The following is a 17,268-nucleotide window of genomic DNA, read 5'->3' as shown; positions in this document are numbered from 1 at the left end:
CTATCCCGACGACGCCACCACCGCGTCGCCGGTGCGGCTGCGGTAGTAGAGGACCGACTTGCCCGCCCGGCGGCGTTCGATCAGGCCCGCGTCGAGCAGCACCTTCAGATGGCGGCCCACCGAACCGAGCCCCTGGCCGGTCAGCGCGACGAGCTGCGTCGTGCTCTTCGGGGTGTCGAGCAGGACGAGCACGGTCGCGCGGGCGCTGCCGAGCAGCCGCCCGAGCGGCTTGGAGACGTCGCGGATCTCGGTGAGGACGCCCGCGGCCGGATAGATCACCGCGTATCGGTGCGGATGCTCCCACGACACCCATCTGTGCCGGGGCGTGACCGGCACGAACATCAGCCGCGCCGTCGCGAGGTCGCGGGGCGGGTTGCTGGTCGTGTTGATCTGCAAGCGGCTGTCGCCGAGCCAGCGCATGCCCGGCCGCATGTCGTTGAGCGCCGCCTCCCAGCCGCCCATGCTGAGGCTGCCGATGCGGCCGATGATGTCGGCTTCGAGGACGCGCCTGCGCCGGTCCCAGGTGGGTTCGACCGCCTCCTTCCACACCCATTCCAGTACGCACGCCGCCCGTTCGGCCAGGTCGGTGCGGCGCAGCGGGCCGGGCAGCATGCGGCCGAGTGAGACCTCGAGGTCGGCGTACACGACGTCGGGCGGGGTGGCCCTGATGGTGGCGACCTCGTCATCGAACGTCGGTTCCCCGGTTCCGGCGGGCGTCGGGACGAGGAAGTCGGCGACCCACTCGGCTCCGTTCGCGGCGCGCATCAGCAGGGCGTCGAGGGGGTCGTCGGCGAGGCGGGCCTTGTAGCGGTCGGCGTGCCGCTCGAACCAGTGCTGCTCACCGGGGTGGGCGGGGTGGGCGCGGCCGAGGGCGAACATGCACGCGGTGGTCTCGGCGAGCGGCGACACCACGAACCTGCTCCCGGCCAACGTGTCGGCGCCGATCTGCCACCAGCCCATGCACACCCTCCCGATCGATTCAGAGGCCTTCGGGGCCGGTCGTTTCGCGTCCGCGCGAAACCTTACCTGGTCTGACCTGCGGGGATGGAATGTGCTCCTCATGCGTACATATCGGGAGTTGTTCGCTACCAAGGAGTTCGCGCCCCTGTTCGCGACGTCCACGTTGCAGGTCGTGGCCTCGACGATCGGGAATCTCGCGCTCGGGACGCTCGTGTTCGAGGCGACCGGGTCGCCGTTGCTGTCGGCGCTGGCCATGTTCGGGCCGCTGCTCGCGCAGGTCTTCGGGGCGACGTTGCTGATGTCGGCCGCCGACCGGCTGCCGCCCCGGATGGCGCTCTCGGGGCTCGCCGTGGTGTTCGGGCTCGGCTCGGCTGTGCAGGCCGTGCCCGACCTGCCGATCGCGGTGCGGTTCGCCGTGCTGGTCGTGGTCGGCGTGGTCGCGTCGGTCGGCGGCGGGGTGCGTTACGGGCTGCTGAACGAGATCCTCACGCGGGACGGGTTCCTGCTCGGCCGCTCCGTGCTCAACATGGCCGTCGGCGGTTCGCAGATCGCCGGGTTCGCGGCCGGCGGGCTGCTGGTCGCGCTGCTCACCCCCGTCCAGACGCTGCTGATCAGCGCCGCCCTGGAGTTCGTCGCGGCGCTGGTCGTGCTGGTCGGGCTGTCGAAACGGCCGCCGCGCGCGGCCGGGCGGCCGTCGGTGGCGCAGACGTGGCAGGGCAATTCGCGGCTGTGGGCGTCCAAGCCCCGGCGGTATGTCTTCCTGGCCCTCTGGGTGCCGAACGGGCTGATCGTGGGGTGCGAATCGCTGTTCGTCTCGTACGACCCGGGCCGCGCCGGCGTCCTGTTCGCCTTCGCCGCCTTCGGTATGCTGATCGGCGACACCCTCATCGGGCGGTTCGTCCCGGCCGGATGGCGGCCACGGCTGGGCGCCCCGATGCGCCTCCTCCTGGCCGTCCCCTACCTGGTCTTCTTCACCGACCCGCCGATCGGCGTCGCGGTCGCCGCGGTGACCCTCGCCTCCGTCGGGTACGCCGCCGGCCTGCTCCTCCAGGAACGGCTGATGGCCCTCACCCCCGACGAGCTCAGCGGGCACGCCCTGGGTCTGAACGGCTCGGGGATGATGGTCATGCAGGGGGTGGGCGCGGCGGTGGCGGGGTCGGTGGCCCAGTTCAGCAGCCCGGCGACCGCGATGACGGTGCTGGCCGTGGCGTCGCTCGCGGTCACCCTGGCCCTGGCTCCGGGTCTGCGGCCCGGACCCGCGGAGGTCTCCGCCTAGAGCTCGGCTCCCAGCGCGGCCAGGAGGTCGGCGACCGACCGCGCCCGGGCGGCCCGGGCCGCGTCGATTCCGTAGGGCCGGCCCTCGACCGGGACCAGGCGGGCCGCGCCGCGTTCCAGCAGCGTCTCCGCGCCCCGCGCGTTCCCCCGCTGCAGGTGGGTCAGGCCGACGCAGATCTGCGCGAGGCCCTGCCACAGTTCCCTCTCGTCGGGCGGGCAGGACTTCCAGCGGCCTTCGAAGATCTCGTGGGCGTGGAACGGGCGGTCGAGGCGGAGCATCTCGACGCCGTCGGCGACGGCCTGCTCGGCCGTGGGGGCGTAGTCGTCGGGGACGCGGGCCACGCCCTCGGCGCCGTGGGGGAGCGGGCGGCCGAAGGCGTCGCGGGGACGGGCGCTGCGGGCCCGGCCCTCGGCGTCGCGGTCGCGGCTCATCGGTCGGGTTCGGGGTCGGCCAGCCAGGAGGTCAGCTCGGCGTTGAAGACGTCGGGGCGTTCTTCGTGGGGGAAGTGGCCCGTGCCCTCGATCAGCCGCCAGCGGTAGGGGGCGGCGACGAACTGGCCCGACCCCTGGGCGGTGCGGGGCAGCATGCACGTGTCGAGCGCGCCGTGGAGCTGGAGGGTCGGGGCCTCGACCTCGCGGCGCATCTGACGGGCGTAGCGGCGGCCGTCGGGGCGCAACTGCGAGCGGGCGAACCAGCGGTGGTATTCCAGGGCGCAGTGGGCCGACGCCGGGATCTGGAAGACGTCCTGGTAGACCGGGTTGAGCTCCTCGGACGGCCAGGCGGGGCCCGACCACGTGTCGAGCAGCCGGCCGACGCGGGCGGCGTTCTTGCGGGTCAGCCGGTGTTCGGGCCACAGCGGCAGCTGGAAGCCGAACGCGTGGCCGCTGGCCCGCAGCTGCCGTGGGTCGGTGAGCATGGCCGTGCGCAGCCGCAAAGGGTGCGGCGCCGAGACGACCACCAGGCGGCGTACGAACTTGGCCTCGCGGGCGGCCATCGTCCAGCCCGTCCAGCCGCCCCACCCGTGGCCGACGACGATGGCGCCGGTCTCGCCCATGGCCCTGATCAGGCCGGCCGCGTCTCCGGCCAGGGTCGGCAGGTCGTATCCCCGGGGCGGCTTGTCGCTGGCGCCGTACCCCCGGAGATCGACCGCGACCGCCCGGTAGCCGGCCGCGGGCAGGGCCTCCAGCTGGTGCCGCCACGTCCACCAGAACTGCGGGAAGCCGTGCAGCAGCAGGACGAGCGGGCCCTCACCGGCCTCCACCACGTGGAAGCGGGTGCCCCCGGCGTGGATCCAGCGGTGTTCCCACGGGCCCTCGGCCCGGACCAGCTGGTTCTCCTCCGGGGCCTGTTTCATGACGCGATCGTGGCGCGGTGGGCGCCCACCTCGCCCGCGGTGGTCGTGGCCACCGGCTCGATGTGGGGCGTCTCGTCGGTGGACTTGAGGCTCTGGAGCGAGCGCCTGGTGCGCTTGAACCCGGCCAGGCCCTGCAGCCTGCGGTAGCCGACGAAGCCCAGGACCCCGGCCACCACCAGGTAGAACACGGTGACGATCAGGAATGACAGCCAGGTCGACAGGCCGACGGCGTCGTGCAGGACGTAGGCGATCGTGAAGGAGGCCAGGATCAGGACCAGGTGGAGCGTGAAGGCGGCGGCGGCGAACAGGCCGGTGGCCATGCCCACCCGCTTCGCGTCGAACTTGAGCTCGCTCTTGGCGAGCTCGATCTCCGCCCTCACCAGCGTGGAAACATGGGTGCTCGCCTCGGCGACCAGAGCGCCGAGCGATTCGTCCTCGCGCATCAGGGATCTCCTATTCTGCGGACTGTCAAATATCATCTCGTGCCCTCGTCCGTACGCGGATCCTGAGCAGCGCCGCCGCCAGCAACGATGCGATGACGCTTGCCATCAGCACCGCCGTGGTGACCCCGGTGTCGCCCTGGTAGGCGCGGTCGCCGATGAGCAGCGAGACGGTGAAGCCGATCCCGGCGAGGACCGACACGGCCGCAATGTCACGCCAGACCAGATCTGGGCTGATCCGGGCGAAACCCAGTCGTACCGAGAGCCACGCACCGCCGAACACACCGACGAACTTCCCGACGACGAGCCCGAGAAGCACGCCGAGAGCGATTCTGTCGGTGAAAACGCCTTCGAGGGCGCTCAAATCGAGCGGAACCCCGGCGGCGAGGAAGGCGAAGACCGGCACCGCGAACCCCGCCGAGACGGGCCTGACCACGTGGTCGGCCCTGGCGGCGGGCGACGGATCGCCGTCGACGTTCATGAGCAGCCCGCAGGCCACCCCCGCGACGGTCGGATGGATGCCCGCCTCGTGCAGCAGCACCCAGGCGGCGACGCCGAGAAGGACGTACAGAAAGGCGGATCTGACCCGGCGCCGCTGGAGCAGGCCGAAGACGGCGAGCACCACGACGGCGGCCAAGAGCGGCAGGAAGGACGGTTTATCGCCGTAGAACAGGGCGATCACGATGATCGCGCCGAGGTCGTCGACCACGGCGAGGGTCAGCAGGAACGCGCGCAGCGCCATCGGCAGCGCCGACGCGGTCACGGCCAGCACGGCCAGCGCGAACGCGATGTCGGTCGCCGTCGGAATCGCCCACCCCCGTGCGGCGTTCGGCACTCCCCAGCTCACCCCCACGTAGATCAGCGCCGGCACTACCATCCCGGCCAGCGCGGCCACGACCGGCAGGATCGCGTCGCGGAAGCGGGACAGCTCCCCGTGGACGAACTCCTCCTTCAGCTCCACCCCGGCGACGAAGAAGAAGATCGCCAGCAGCCCGTCGGCCGCCCATTCGTACAGCGTGAGATGGAGCGGACCCGGCACGACGACGGACCGGAGCGCCTCATAAGCCCCCGACCAGGGCGAATTCGCCCAAATCAGTGCGAGGACCGTGGCGATCAGCATGATCACGCCACCGATCGTCTCGGTCCGCAGAGCCTCGGCGACCTGCGCCGCGTAGTGGAGTGGACGGCGCAAGTGCTCCCCCTCGGGTGATTGGGGAAATGCCCGGACGATTCCCCCAGAAATCGCCGACCAGACTTCCCGGCACACCTTCGGCCCACTTTACCCAGCGCCGAACGATCACAGCCGGGGTGGGCTGTCACCTGTGGACAACCGCCCCGGCTGTGGACGAAGGATCAGTCCTCGCTCTTGGCGCTGGGAAGCTTCTCCGAGATCAGGTTCATGACCGAGCTGTCGGTGAGGGTGGTCACGTCGCCCAGCGACCGGTTCTCGGCCACGTCACGCAGGAGGCGGCGCATGATCTTGCCCGATCGGGTCTTCGGCAGTTCCGGCACGACCATGATCTGCCGGGGCTTGGCGATCGGGCCGAGGACCTTGGCGACGTGCTGACGCAGCTCGGCGGCGATGTCCCCGCCCTCCTCCGCACTGCCGCGCAGGATCACGAACGACACGATGGCCTGGCCGGTCACCGGGTCGGTCGCGCCCACGACGGCCGCCTCGGCCACCTTCGGGTGGCTGACCAGGGCGCTCTCGACCTCGGTGGTCGAGATGTTGTGGCCAGAGACCAGCATGACGTCGTCGACGCGGCCCAGCAGCCACAGGTCGCCGTCGTCGTCGCGCTTGGCGCCGTCGCCGGGGAAGTAGAACCCGTCGAACCGCGACCAGTAGGTCTCCTTGTAGCGCTCGGGGTCGCCCCAGATGCCGCGCAGCATCGACGGCCACGGCTCGCGCACGACCAGGAAGCCGCCGCCGCCGTTCGGCACCGACTTGCCCTGGTCGTCGACGACGTCGGCGACGATGCCCGGCAGCGGCTGCATGGCCGCGCCCGGCTTGCCGGCGGTGACGCCGGGCAGCGGGCTGATCATGATCGCGCCGGTCTCGGTCTGCCACCAGGTGTCCACGACCGGGGTCCGGCTCGCGCCGATGTGCTCGCGGTACCAGACGTAGGCCTCCGGGTTGATCGGCTCGCCGACCGAGCCCAGCACCCGCAGCGACGACATGTCGAACTTGGCGGGGATGTCGTCGCCCCACTTCATGAACGTGCGGATGGCGGTCGGCGCCGTGTAGAGGATCGTGACCTTGTACTTCTGCACGATCTCCCAGAACCGGCCGCGGTGCGGGGTGTCGGGGGTGCCCTCGTAGATCACGCTGGTCGCGCCGTTGGCCAGGGGGCCGTAGACGATGTAGCTGTGGCCGGTCACCCAGCCGATGTCGGCGGTGCACCAGTAGATGTCGGTGTCGGGCTTGAGGTCGAAGACCGCGTTGTGGGTCCAGGCCGTCTGGGTGAGGTAGCCGCCCGTGGTGTGCAGGATGCCCTTCGGCTTACCCGTGGTGCCGCTCGTGTAGAGGATGTAGAGCGGGTCTTCGGCGTCGTGGGGCTCGGGGGTGTGCTGGTCGCTCTGACGCTCCACCACGTCGTGCCACCAGACGTCCTTGTCGGTGACGGCGACGTCCTGGCCGGTCCGGCGGACGACGAGCACCTTCTCGATCTGCGGGCACTCGGCCACGGCCTCGTCCACGGTGGGCTTGAGCGCGCTGGGCGCCCCGCGCCGGAAGCCGCCGTCGGCGGTGATCACCAGTTTGGCGTCGGCGTCGTCGATGCGGCTCTTCAGCGCCGAGGCGGAGAACCCGCCGAACACGACCGAGTGGATCGCGCCGATGCGCGCGCAGGCCAGCAGCGAGACGGGCAACTCGGGGATCATCGGCATGTAGATCGCCACGCGGTCGCCCTTGCCGACCCCGAGCTCGGTCAGCGCGTTGGCCGCCTTCGAGACCTCTTTCTGCAGGTCGGCATAGGTGATGACGCGGCTGTCACCTTCGGGCTCGCCCTCCCAGTAGAAGGCCACCTTGTCGCCGTTGCCGGCCTCGACGTGCCGATCGACGCAGTTGTAGGCGATGTTCAGCTTGCCGCCGACGAACCACTTCGCGAACGGCGCCTCCCACTCCAGGGTGGTGTGCCAGCGCTCCGCCCAGGTCAGCCGGTCGGCCGCCGCCTCCCAGAAGGCCAGCCGGTCGGCCGAGGCCTCCGTGTAGGCGCTCGCCGTGACGTTCGCCGCCGCCGCGAGCTCCGCGGGCGGCTCGAACCGGCGGTTCTCCTGCAACAGGTTCGACAGCGTTTCCTGGGACTCCGTCACCGCGAACTCCTTACCCGAAATTCCTATGGCCTTACTTCTTCGTATCGTGCCGTATCGGGTGTTAATGACACGTGACTGGGCCTGGGGGAGTCAAACCCGACTTCGTTCAGCGGCGTCAGCTCGTCGTTGAACGGTCTCCGGAAGGCTGGCGTGGTCTTTGGGGTCTCCGGGGGCTCGTGACGGCGCGGGCCGGGTGGGCGGAGCCGTAACGGAAGGGGCCTTGGCTGTCGATAGGGTCGGCCGGATGAGTGATCCGCTGGTCGTGGTGGCTGAACTGCCCGGGGTGCCCGAGGCCGTGTCGGAGGCCCGGGAGGCCGTCGACGTCCTCTATCGGCATCGCATCCTGCGCAGGCGGCAGCCCGAAGTGTCGGCCGAGTCCGCGTTGCGTGGTGCCAGGGCCTCGGCCGCGCTGGAGGGCGTCGACGTTCCGCTGGGCACGTTGCGGGCCGGGGAGGCCGACGATCCGGTGGCGCAGGGGGCGCTGCGGGTCTCCGCCGAGCTGGGGCGGCTCGGGCCGCTGTGGCGGTCGGCGCCGCCGCAGGTGCTGGCCCGTCTCCACACGCTCGCGGCCGCGGGGCTGCTCGCCGATCCGGGGCGTCCGCGTACGGGCGGCACGGTGGCCGATCCGCTGGGGATCGGGCCGGCTCCGGTGGACGTGTCCGCGCGGATGGCGGCGCTGGCCGGGCTGACCTCGACGAAGGCGCCCGCGCTCGTGCTGGGCGCGATCGTGCACGCCGAGATCGTGGCGCTGCGGCCGTTCGGCGTGGCCGACGGGCTGGTGGCGCGGGCGGCCGAGCGGCTCAGCCTGGTCGAGCACGGCCTCGACCCGAAGTCGATCGTGGCGGTGGAGGTGGGGCACCGGGAGTCGGCGGGGTCGTACACCCAGGCTCTGAAGGCCTATCTGACCGGGACGCCCGACGGGGTGGCGGCGTGGGTGGTCCACTGCGCGCGGGCAGTGGTTCTGGGGGCCAGGGAGACGACGGCCATTTGTGAAGCGCTGTCGCGTTAAGCAATTGCGGACACAAGCGGACGGCGTCCCTGGAATGGGACGCCGTCGCCAGTACGTCGAGCCGGGTTACCAAGCGTGCACCTAATTTTGTCGAAACGGGGCAAGCCCGCAACGACACGCCTCCCGCGGCTGGTCGCACGTGGGTACCCGGCGGCCGTACCCGGACACTCGGTCCGTACGCCCTTTGTACGTCGGAACTGCGCACTTGGGAACCCCTCCGAGCAAGACCTTTACTGAGCCCGGAATCCGCCGATTACGGCTTCTGGTGTGGTTTGTGGCCGTGTGGGGCAATGGATCGATACATCACGTCCCCTTCTGACAGTGATCACTGACCGTGACCGTCTGGCCGCATTCCCACCGTTTGCGCGAAGCCCAAAAAAACTGCCGCAAATTGCAGATTGCTCCTCGACGAAACTCGGGCGGATCGGGCAGCATACGGTGTTATCTCCCAGTGTGGGAGTGACTGTGCACAGGGCACCTTTGCAAGTCCCTTGCCATGCCCTGGCCCACTGATGAAAGCTTTCATCACACGGGACCGGCTCTACCCCCCCGGAGCCGGACCGATCGGCGACCCCCGCTCTCCCCCCCGGCGGGGGTCGCCCCCTTTTTCCACAGGGCGACCCTTATCCACAGAGCTCGGTTCGGGCGTTTCTGATCTCCTCGCGGTCGGCACCGTGGGCTTCCTTGGGTTACTGACCGAGGAGCTTCCACTTATGCACCGCCCTCTCGCCGTCACCGCCGACCGCGACCTGCTCGACGACCTCCTCCGCGTGGCGGCCGCCGCCGGAGTCGAACTCGACGTCGCCCACGAAGCCGCCCAGGCCCGGCCGCGCTGGCGCACCGCGCCGCTGGTCGTCGTGGGGGCCGACCTCGCCGACGCCCTCGCCGCCACCGGCCCGCCGCCCCGGCAGGGGGTGCTGCTGGTGACGTCCGACCCGGCCGATCCCTCGATGTGGCGGCGCTGCGTGGCGGTCGGGGCGTCGGCCGTCCTGGAGCTGCCCGACGCCGAACGGCTGCTCGTCGACGAGTTCGCCGAGGCCGCCGAGCCCTCCTCCCGCGCCGGGGCGGTGGTCTGCGTGGCCGGCGGGCGAGGCGGCGTGGGGGCCACGGTGCTGGCGGCCTCGCTGGCGCTGACCGCCGCCCGATCGGGGTCGCGGACCCTGCTCGTCGACGCCGATCCGCTGGGCGGCGGGATCGACGTGGTGCTCGGGCAGGAGGAGGCGACCGGGGCCCGGTGGCCCGACATCGTGGGGCGCGAGGGGCGGGTGAGCTACGCGGCCCTTCAAGGGGCGCTGCCGACCTTCGGCGAGTTGACTGTCCTGTCATGGCACCGGGGCGAGCCGATGCGGATCCCCCGCGAGGCCATGCGCGCGGTGCTGGAGGCGGCCCGGCGCGGGTGCGATCTCGTGGTGGTCGATCTGCCACGGTTCGTCGACGCCGGGGCCGAGGAGGCGCTTTCGCGGTCCGGGGTGGCTTTGCTGGTGGTTTCCGCAGATGTGCGAGGTGTGCTGGCGGCCGGGCAGGCGCTGGCCGGGGTGCGCGAACAGGCGGGTGACGTACGGGCGGTCGTGCGCGGCGGGAGCCTGGATCCCGCCGTGGTGGCCCAGTCGCTGGGGGTGCCGCTGGCCGGGGTGCTGCCGGAGCAGCGGGGCCTGGCCGAGGCGCTCGACCGGGGGGACGCGCCGCCCCTCAAGCGAACACCGCTGGGGCGGTTCTGCGGGGAACTGCTGGCGGGTCTGGCGTGAGTGCGGTCTCGGCGGAGCTGCTCGAAGCGGTCCGGGTCCGGCTGGCGCGCGACGGGCTCGATCCCTCACCGGCCCAGGTGGCCGGCGCGCTGCGCGCCGAGCGGGCCGTTCTGGGAGACGCCGAAGTGCTGGCCGTCGCCCGGGTGCTGCGCGCCGAACTCATCGGGGCGGGGCCGCTCGAAGGGCTGCTGGCCGAACCCGGGGTGACCGACGTGCTGGTCAACGGGCCTCGCGAGGTGTGGGTCGACGACGGGGGCGGGCTGCGGAAGACGCCGGTCGTCTTCCGGTCGGACGACGACGTGCGACGCCTCGCGCAGCGGCTGGCCGCCGCCGCCGGGCGACGGCTCGACGACGCCTGCCCCTACGTCGACGCGCGGCTGTCGGGCGGGGTCCGGCTGCACGCGGTGCTGCCGCCCGTTTCGGCCGAAGGCACCTGCCTGTCGTTGCGGTTGCCGCCCCGGCACGCCTACGGGCTCGACGACCTGGTGACGGGCGTGGGGGCGCAGGTGCTCCGGTCGGTGATCCGGGCCCGGCTGGCGTTCCTGGTGTCAGGCGGCACCGGCACCGGCAAGACGACCCTCCTGTCCGCGCTGTTGTCGCTCGCCGACCCGGGGGAGCGGCTGCTACTGGTCGAAGACTCGGCCGAACTGCGCCCCGCGCATCCGCACGTGGTGCGGCTGGAGACGCGTCCGCCGAACCTGGAGGGCGTCGGCGGGGTGACGCTGCGCGACCTCGTCCGGCAGGCCCTGCGCATGCGGCCCGACCGCGTCGTGGTCGGGGAGGTCCGAGGTGCCGAGGTGGTCGATCTCCTGGCCGCGCTGAACACGGGCCACGAAGGCGGGTGCGGCACGCTGCACGCCAACACCGCCGCCGACGTGCCGCCCCGCCTGGAGGCCCTCGCCTGCGCCGCCGGGTTGAGCCGGGAGGCCGTGCACAGCCAGCTCGCGGCGGCCCTGGACGCCGTCGTCCACGTCGTGCGCGACACCGGGACGGGCGTCCGGCGGGTGGCGGAGATCTGCCTGCTGCGCCGAGGCCCGGGCGGGTTCGTCGAAGCGGTGCCCGCCGTGACGTTCGACGGGCGGGGCGGGGTGCGTGAGGGCGCGGCCTTCGAGGCGCTCCGGGATCGGTGCGTGGGGCGGTGACGATCATCGTTGTGCTGGCCGGGCTCTGCGCCGGGCTGGCCGTCTGGGTGTGGTGCGGGCCTTCCCTGCCTGCCGTACGTCTGGTGCGACTGACCCGCGAGGCGAGCCCCGGCTTCTCCGTGCCGAACTTCCTCCGGGCCCGGCGCTCGCGCGCGGCCCTGTTTCGGGCCTGGCGGGCTGGAACGGTCGAACTGTGCCAGGCGATCGTCGCGGAGCTGGCGGCGGGGCGTACGCCCGGTGAGGCGCTCTCCAGGGGCATCGGGTCCGTGGAGGGGCCACCGGAGTTCGTCGAGGCGCTCCGGCCGGTGGCCCGGGTCGCGCGTGACGGGGGTGACGTCGCGGCGGCTCTGGTGGATGCGGCACCTGCCGTCGGGGGTGAGGGCCTGCGGCGGCTCGCGTCGTGCTGGGAGGTGGGGGTGAGCGTGGGCGGGGGGCTGGCTCCGCTCGTGGAGCGGGTGGGCGGGGCGCTGCGGGACATGGAGAACCATCGTCAGGAGATCTCGGCCCAACTGGCGGGGCCCCGGGCCACCGCTCGCCTCCTGGCGGGGTTGCCCGTGCTCGGGTTGCTGATGGCCGCCGGGTTGGGGATGCGGCCGCTGCCGTTTCTCTTCACTACGGCGCCCGGGTTGGGGTGTCTGGGGGTGGGGGTGCTGCTCAATGTGGCGGGGCTGCGGTGGACGGACCGGATGGTCCGGAAGGCGGAGGAGAGCGTTCGCTGATGTCGGCTGTTTCGCTGGGGGCGAGGGTGTGATGGTGGGGATTCTTTCGGGGCTGTGCGTGGCGCTCGCTGTCATGTGTTGGCCGGTTCGGCGGAGGCCGGCTGATCGGCTTCGGGCGGTTGTCGCGCCTCCTGTGGCTCGGGCTGCCGTGGCTGAGAACCCGGCGGGGCGGATGGCTCTCGTCGCGGGGCCGGTGCTTGTCCTGGTGGTGCTGGTGGTCGGCGGGGTGGCCGGCGTGGTGCTGGGGGTGTTGCTCGCCGGGGCTGTCGTGGTGCACGTCAGGCGGAAGGAGTCTCCTCAGGAGCGGCGGCGTAAGGAGCTGGTTCGGGCTGATCTGCCGTTCGCGGCGGATCTGATGGCCGAGTGTCTGCGGGCGGGGCAGCCCCTTGTCGGTGCGGTCGAGATCGTCGCCCGGGTTGTGGATGGGCCGTTGGGGGAGCGGTTGCGGTGGGCGGGTGGGCAGATGCGGCTGGGGGCCGATCCCGTCGAGGTGTGGCGGGGGCTTGCCGCCGAGGACTCTCTGGCGTTGCTGGCCAGGGCCATCGCGCGGGCGGTGGAGTCGGGGGCGCCGGTCGCCGATGTGCTGACCCGGGTGGCTGAGGACGCTCGCCAAGCCGGTCGGGCGGCTTCTTCGGCGGCTGCCCGGCGGGTCGGGGTGCAGGCGGTGGCGCCGTTGGGGGTGTGCTTCCTGCCGGCGTTCTGCTTCCTGGGGATCATCCCGGTCGTGGCGGGGCTTGCCGCTCAGGTACTCGCGCCGTGACCGGCGGTTCGGCGTGAGGCGTCGATCCGTGCCACTGCCTGATATTTCGTAACTCGCGAAGGACTCGGTCGCGTCAGCTGGTCACCCAGGCGCTGTCCACAGGTGCAGCTGGTTCTGCACAGCCTGTGGATCGGCGTTATCCACAGATGTGGATAACGCCGCTTCGGCATGCCTGTTCCAGGGTCTGAATCCCCGTACACACAGGGCTTTCGAGTTATCCACAGGTCTTTCGTTTTCCACAGGCAGAGCCTCAGGCCGGTGGAAAGGGTTCCCCCGTCGGCAGGCTACCGGTGCCGGGACGGAGAGTCCGGACCGGTGACAGGAGGACGCGTGAACGTCAAGACCCAAGGCATCTCGTGGACCAGAGCCGCCGCTCCGCCCCCGGCCGCATCCAAGCGGGCCCGCGCCGCCGGTCGCCTCCGCGAGGCGGCCGCTCGGGCGGCCCGGGTGCTGGCCGAGCGGGCCGGGCCGGCGCGGACTGACGCGGGGATGTCGACCGCCGAGTACGCCGTCGGGACCGTCGCGGCCTGTGGGTTCGCGGGGTTGCTGTTCAAGGTGGTGACCTCGCCCGACGTCCAGCAGCTGCTCGTCTCGCTCGTGCAGAAGGCGCTGGCGCTGGCCGGATGAGCCGGCGGGAGCGCGGCTCGGCCACCGCCGAGACGGCCGTCGCGCTGCCTGCGCTGGTGGTCGTCCTCGGTGCGGCCCTGTGGGCGGTGGCCGTCGTGGGTGCCCGGCTGGAGTGTGTGGACGCCGCCCGTGCCGGAGCGCGGGCCGCGGCCCGAGGAGACGGGGTCTCCGCCGTGCGGGAGGGCGCGCTGGCGGTGGCGCCTGCCGGGGCCTCGGTCGAGGTGACGGTCGGGGCGTCGCTCACGGAGGTGACGGTGCGGGCCCGGGTTCGTCCCATGTGGGCGGGGCCCGAGGTGACGGTGTCCGCGTCGGCCTCCTCGGCGACCGAGAAGGGCGTACTGCCGTGACGTGACAGGGAGAAGTCGATCGTGAGGGTGAGAAGTGCGACGTGATCGGGGGTCGGCGACCGTCTGGGTGGTCGCGGCCACGGCTCTGGCGTGGGGGTTGGCTTACGTGTTCGTCCAGGTCGGGATGGCGAGAGTGGCCGTTCACACGGCGCGGAGCGCCGCCGACCTGGGCGCGCTGGCCGCCGCCGAACTGGCGATCGCCGCCCCCGGCGAGGCGTGTGAGCGGGCGGCGGCGGTGGTCGCCGCCAACGCCGCGCGGCTCGCGTCGTGTGAGATCGAGGCCGGGGTGACCGAGGTGACCGCGACCGTGGCGCTCCGGTTTCCCGGGCTGACCTCACGTGAGGCTTCGGCCAGTGCGCGAGCGGGGCCCGTCTACCTGCGGGCGGAGCACTGACGGCGTGACGAAGGGTCGCGCCGTGATCGTCCAGGTACGCTTGCGCATCATGGCTCTGGCGTTCCGGGTGCTCGGTCCCTTCCGGGCCTCCGTCGACGGAGAGCCGGTCGACGTGGGCGGCCCCCGCCCCCGGCTCCTTCTCGCCCGCCTCCTCATCGCCCGTGGCGCCACCGTCTCGGTCGACACGCTCCTCGGCGACGTCTACGACGGCGCCCCGCCGCCCAGGGCCCACGGAACACTCCACAGTTACCTCTCCAACCTGCGCAAGGTCCTCGAACCCGGCCGTCCTCCGCGAACCCCGTCGACCGCCATCCTGAGCCGCCCCCTGGGCTACGCGCTGGGCCCCTGCGAGGTCGACGCCGAGCAGTTCGCCGACCACGCCAAATCAGGCCGGTTCGACGAAGCGCTGGCCCTTTGGCACGGCCCCCCTTACGAGGAGTTCGCCGACGTCGTCTGGCTGCGGCCGGAGATCGACCGGCTGGTGGAGGCGCGCGTCGACGTCCAGGAGAAAGCTCTCCTGGCCCGCCCGCCCGACGCCGAGACCGCGGGCCGGTTGGAGACCCTCGCCCGGGAGAACCCCCTGCGGGAGTCTCTCTGGGAGTCGCTGGCCCGCACCCTCTACACGCTGGGCCGTCAGGCCGATGCCCTGGAGGCCATCAGAACCGTCCGGGCGACCCTGGCGGAGGAGCTCGGCATCGACCCCGGGCCGGGTCTGCGCAGGCTGGAGTCCATGATCCTCACCCAGGATCCCGTCCTCCCCGCCGCACCGCGCGGGGCGCGGCGGGGCGGTGGCCGTGAGGTCCAGCTCGATCGTCTCGACGCGCTCGCGCGCGACGTCGTCAGGGGCGTGCCCCGCACCGCCGTCGTCTCCGGCGAGCCGGGGATCGGGAAGACCTGGCTCGCGGAGGAGTTCGCGCGGCGGTGTCAGGACGACGGCTGGCGGGTCGCCTGGGGGCGATGTCATGAGACGTCGGGCACGCCGCCCCTCTGGCCCTGGCGGCAGGTCGTCCGAGAGCTCGGCACCGCGCCCGGCCCCGAGCTCGATCCTCTGGTCATCGACGACCCCGTCCCCACCGGGGAGACCGAAGCTGGGGAGGGGCGGTTCCGGCTCCACCAGGCCGTCGCCGCCCATCTGGCCTCGGCCGCCGCGGTCCGGCCGCTGCTGGTCGTCCTCGACGATCTCCAGTGGGCAGACTCGGCGTCGCTGGGGCTGCTGGCCGATCTCGTCCATCTGCTGAAGCGGGGGCGGATCGCCGTTCTGGTGACGGTCCGGTCGGGTGAGGGGGCGCCCGCCGTCTACGACACCCTGGGGCTGATCAGCCGTGACAACGCCCTCCGGTTGCCGCTGGCGGGGCTGGGCCGCGACGCGGTCTCCGAGATGGCCTCCTCGGGTGACATCACCGATCCGCGTGCCGTCGACCGGCTGGCCGAGCGCACCCGGGGCAATCCGCTCTTCGTACGGGAGACTCTCCGGCTGGCCGAAGACCGGGGGATCGAGACGGCGCTCACGACCGTTCCCGAGGCGCTGGCCGACGTCATCCGGCAGCGGCTGCGCGCCCTGCCCGACGCCCATCGGGCCACGCTCGACGCCGCCGCCGTGATCGGGCACGCCGGCGACGCGCGGCTGCTGGCCGAGGTCTCGGGGGAGGCGCCCGAGCGGGTCGAAGAGGCGCTGGAGGCGGCGGCCGCGCTGCACCTCGTCACCGACCGGGGGCGGTTCGCCCATGAGCTCGTCCGCGAGACCTGGTACGCCGACCTCCCGGCCGCCCGGCGCATCGCGCTGCACGCCGCGGCGCTGACGGCGCTGGAGCACCGGCCGGCCACCGACGTCGCCTCGCTGGCCCGGCACGCCAAGGCGGCGGGGTCGGAGGCGGCGGTCACGTGGTCGGTGGCGACGGCCGGGCAGGCGGCGCGGCGGCACGCCTACGAGGACGCCGTCGAGTGGTGGCGGCAGGCGGCCGAGCTCCACGGGAACATCCCGGGGGCCGATCCGCGGACGCATGTCGAACTGCTGCTCAGCCTCGTCAGGGCGCGGCTCGACGCGGGCGACGGTTACGGGGCCAGGAAGACCCGGGCCGAGGCGGTTCGGGCCGCCGACAGGACCGCTGATCCGCTGCTCAAGGCGCAGGCGCTGACCAGCCTCGACGCGCCCGCGCTGTGGAAGTTCTACTACTACGGCGACATCGAGCTGCACAGCGTCGAGCGGATCGTCTCGGTGCTCGACGACCTGCCCGACGGCGACTCGGCCGCCAGGTGCCGCCTGCTGGGGTGCCTGGGTGTCGAGATGTACGACGGATCGGCCGACCCCCGGGGCGACGCCGCCACCGAAGAGGCGCTGGCGATGGCGCGGCGGATCGGCGACCGGCGGCTGCTGGCGGTCACGCTGAACGCGCGCTACCTCGCGGTGAAGCGGGCCGAGATGCTGCCCGAGCTCGACGCGATCGGGGCCGAGCTGACCACGCTCGGGCTGCCGGGCTTCGAGCTGCTGGGGTGGCTGATCCTCGAACGCACCCGGCTCGAACGCGTCGACCTGCCCGGCGCCGACGCGGCGGCAGAGCGCGCGAAGACCCTGGTCGACCGGCTCGACCTGCCGTGGCCGAGGTTCCAGCATCTCGTCTGGACGGGCAGCCGCAGGCTCGTCGAGGGCGACTTCGACGGCGCGGAAGACGCCTACGTGGCCGCCGCCGAGGCGGGGGAGCGGCTGAACGTGTGGCACACGCGGAGCGTCCTGGCCTCCGCGATGATCTCGCTGGCGCTGGCCCGGCGGGAGCCGGTCGGGGCCGACGAGCTGATCTCGGAGTTCTCGCCGATGGAGGTCCACCGCCGACTGGTCAGAACACTGTCGGCCCGCTATTCCGGACAACCGGAACCCGAATTCCGCTGGATCGAACCGCCCCGCGATTTCAGCGAGCTCACCGTCCTGTGCCTGTACGCCGACACCCTCCGCCGCCCCCATCCCGAGCTCTACCGGCGGCTCCTCCCCTACGAGAACCGCCTGTCCACCGGCGAAGGAACCTTCCTCACCGGGCCGGTCGGCTACTTCCTGGCCCTCGTGGCCCCCGACCGCGAGACCCGCGACGGCCACCTCGCCGCGGTGGCCGAGCGGGCGCGGGCCGCCGGCCTCGGCCACTGGGCGGAGCGGGCTTCAAGTGAGCGTTGAGTCGGCGTGAATAGGGAGCCTCC

At 72.3% G+C, this 17,268-nt stretch carries 16 protein-coding genes; 10 read left to right on the top strand and 6 right to left on the bottom strand.

The window, feature by feature from the left end; genetic code table 11:
- Positions 1 to 960 carry a helix-turn-helix domain-containing protein gene (locus FDA94_RS08220; RefSeq protein ID WP_137246421.1) on the bottom strand — a complete coding sequence of 320 codons (960 nt, stop codon included), beginning with the start codon at positions 958 to 960 and terminating at the stop codon, positions 1 to 3.
- A 100-nt stretch (positions 961 to 1,060) separates the two neighbouring features.
- Here FDA94_RS08220 and FDA94_RS08215 point away from each other — a divergent pair, with 100 nt between their 5' ends.
- Positions 1,061 to 2,236: an MFS transporter gene (locus FDA94_RS08215; protein WP_137246420.1), complete on the top strand. Its 1,176-nt coding sequence runs from the start codon at positions 1,061 to 1,063 to the stop codon at positions 2,234 to 2,236.
- On the opposite strand, the gene FDA94_RS08210 is transcribed toward FDA94_RS08215, so the two are convergent.
- The 5 genes from FDA94_RS08210 to acs form a co-directional block, all read right to left on the bottom strand.
- Positions 2,233 to 2,667 carry a DUF309 domain-containing protein gene (locus FDA94_RS08210; RefSeq protein ID WP_137246419.1) on the bottom strand — a complete coding sequence of 145 codons (435 nt, stop codon included), beginning with the start codon at positions 2,665 to 2,667 and terminating at the stop codon, positions 2,233 to 2,235. The two genes, FDA94_RS08215 and FDA94_RS08210, sit on opposite strands and share 4 nt — an antisense overlap.
- Positions 2,664 to 3,590: an alpha/beta fold hydrolase gene (locus FDA94_RS08205; protein ID WP_137246418.1), complete on the bottom strand. Its 927-nt coding sequence runs from the start codon at positions 3,588 to 3,590 to the stop codon at positions 2,664 to 2,666. The genes FDA94_RS08210 and FDA94_RS08205 overlap by 4 nt, the downstream gene beginning before the upstream one ends.
- The gene (locus tag FDA94_RS08200; protein WP_137246417.1) at positions 3,587 to 4,033 is read right to left on the bottom strand and encodes a phage holin family protein; all 447 of its coding nucleotides are present in this window, start codon (positions 4,031 to 4,033) and stop codon (positions 3,587 to 3,589) included. The genes FDA94_RS08205 and FDA94_RS08200 overlap by 4 nt, the downstream gene beginning before the upstream one ends.
- 25 nt (positions 4,034 to 4,058) lie before the next feature.
- The gene (gene nhaA / locus FDA94_RS08195) at positions 4,059 to 5,222 is read right to left on the bottom strand and encodes a Na+/H+ antiporter NhaA (RefSeq protein WP_246059643.1); all 1,164 of its coding nucleotides are present in this window, start codon (positions 5,220 to 5,222) and stop codon (positions 4,059 to 4,061) included.
- A 161-nt stretch (positions 5,223 to 5,383) separates the two neighbouring features.
- Entirely contained in the window at positions 5,384 to 7,342 is a 1,959-nt protein-coding gene (gene acs / locus FDA94_RS08190) for an acetate--CoA ligase (RefSeq protein ID WP_137246416.1), read from the bottom strand.
- Positions 7,343 to 7,586: 244 nt separating this feature from the next.
- Here acs and FDA94_RS08185 point away from each other — a divergent pair, with 244 nt between their 5' ends.
- The 9 genes from FDA94_RS08185 (at position 7,587) to FDA94_RS08145 (ending at position 17,245) form a co-directional block, all read left to right on the top strand.
- Positions 7,587 to 8,351, top strand: coding sequence for a Fic family protein (locus FDA94_RS08185; protein WP_137246415.1), 765 nt, complete (start codon positions 7,587 to 7,589; stop codon positions 8,349 to 8,351).
- 713 nt (positions 8,352 to 9,064) lie between these two features.
- Positions 9,065 to 10,096: a septum site-determining protein Ssd gene (gene ssd / locus FDA94_RS08180; RefSeq protein ID WP_137246414.1), complete on the top strand. Its 1,032-nt coding sequence runs from the start codon at positions 9,065 to 9,067 to the stop codon at positions 10,094 to 10,096.
- On the top strand, positions 10,093 to 11,238 hold the full coding sequence (locus tag FDA94_RS08175; protein ID WP_137246413.1) for a TadA family conjugal transfer-associated ATPase: 1,146 nt from the start codon (positions 10,093 to 10,095) through the stop codon (positions 11,236 to 11,238). Before ssd ends, FDA94_RS08175 begins: the two co-directional genes overlap by 4 nt.
- A complete protein-coding gene (locus tag FDA94_RS08170) occupies positions 11,235 to 11,957 on the top strand; it encodes a type II secretion system F family protein (protein WP_246059641.1) in 723 nt (240 codons plus the stop codon). The genes FDA94_RS08175 and FDA94_RS08170 overlap by 4 nt, the downstream gene beginning before the upstream one ends.
- 172 nt (positions 11,958 to 12,129) lie before the next feature.
- Positions 12,130 to 12,717, top strand: coding sequence for a type II secretion system F family protein (locus tag FDA94_RS08165; protein ID WP_246059640.1), 588 nt, complete (start codon positions 12,130 to 12,132; stop codon positions 12,715 to 12,717).
- Between the two features lie 330 nt (positions 12,718 to 13,047).
- Positions 13,048 to 13,344 (top strand): DUF4244 domain-containing protein, encoded by a 297-nt coding sequence (locus FDA94_RS41325; protein ID WP_342778453.1) that lies wholly within the window; start codon positions 13,048 to 13,050, stop codon positions 13,342 to 13,344.
- Positions 13,341 to 13,691 (top strand): TadE family type IV pilus minor pilin, encoded by a 351-nt coding sequence (locus tag FDA94_RS08155; RefSeq protein WP_137246411.1) that lies wholly within the window; start codon positions 13,341 to 13,343, stop codon positions 13,689 to 13,691. Before FDA94_RS41325 ends, FDA94_RS08155 begins: the two co-directional genes overlap by 4 nt.
- Before the next feature lie 34 nt (positions 13,692 to 13,725).
- Positions 13,726 to 14,085 (top strand): Rv3654c family TadE-like protein, encoded by a 360-nt coding sequence (locus tag FDA94_RS08150; RefSeq protein ID WP_137246410.1) that lies wholly within the window; start codon positions 13,726 to 13,728, stop codon positions 14,083 to 14,085.
- 49 nt (positions 14,086 to 14,134) lie between these two features.
- Positions 14,135 to 17,245 (top strand): ATP-binding protein, encoded by a 3,111-nt coding sequence (locus FDA94_RS08145; RefSeq protein WP_137246409.1) that lies wholly within the window; start codon positions 14,135 to 14,137, stop codon positions 17,243 to 17,245.
- The last annotated feature ends 23 nt before the right edge of the window (positions 17,246 to 17,268 follow it).

Source organism: Herbidospora galbida (assembly GCF_005233835.1).
In the GTDB taxonomy this organism is placed as follows: Bacteria; Actinomycetota; Actinomycetes; order Streptosporangiales; family Streptosporangiaceae; genus Herbidospora; species Herbidospora galbida.
Note: the sequence above shows the minus strand (reverse complement) of the source record. Positions and strands in the feature narration are given on the sequence as shown.

What these genes read in the sequence shown, in the direction of transcription:
- FDA94_RS08165 (WP_246059640.1), top strand. Translation starts at nt 12,130, where the DNA reads ATGGCTCTCGTCGCGGGGCCGGTGCTTGTCCTGGTGGTGCTGGTGGTC.
- FDA94_RS08185 (WP_137246415.1), top strand. Translation starts at nt 7,587, where the DNA reads ATGAGTGATCCGCTGGTCGTGGTGGCTGAACTGCCCGGGGTGCCCGAG.
- FDA94_RS08210 (WP_137246419.1), bottom strand. Translation starts at nt 2,667, where the DNA reads ATGAGCCGCGACCGCGACGCCGAGGGCCGGGCCCGCAGCGCCCGTCCC.
- ssd (WP_137246414.1), top strand. Translation starts at nt 9,065, where the DNA reads ATGCACCGCCCTCTCGCCGTCACCGCCGACCGCGACCTGCTCGACGAC.
- FDA94_RS08145 (WP_137246409.1), top strand. Translation starts at nt 14,135, where the DNA reads ATGGCTCTGGCGTTCCGGGTGCTCGGTCCCTTCCGGGCCTCCGTCGAC.
- FDA94_RS08200 (WP_137246417.1), bottom strand. Translation starts at nt 4,033, where the DNA reads ATGCGCGAGGACGAATCGCTCGGCGCTCTGGTCGCCGAGGCGAGCACC.
- FDA94_RS08205 (WP_137246418.1), bottom strand. Translation starts at nt 3,590, where the DNA reads ATGAAACAGGCCCCGGAGGAGAACCAGCTGGTCCGGGCCGAGGGCCCG.
- FDA94_RS08215 (WP_137246420.1), top strand. Translation starts at nt 1,061, where the DNA reads ATGCGTACATATCGGGAGTTGTTCGCTACCAAGGAGTTCGCGCCCCTG.
- FDA94_RS08155 (WP_137246411.1), top strand. Translation starts at nt 13,341, where the DNA reads ATGAGCCGGCGGGAGCGCGGCTCGGCCACCGCCGAGACGGCCGTCGCG.
- FDA94_RS08220 (WP_137246421.1), bottom strand. Translation starts at nt 960, where the DNA reads ATGGGCTGGTGGCAGATCGGCGCCGACACGTTGGCCGGGAGCAGGTTC.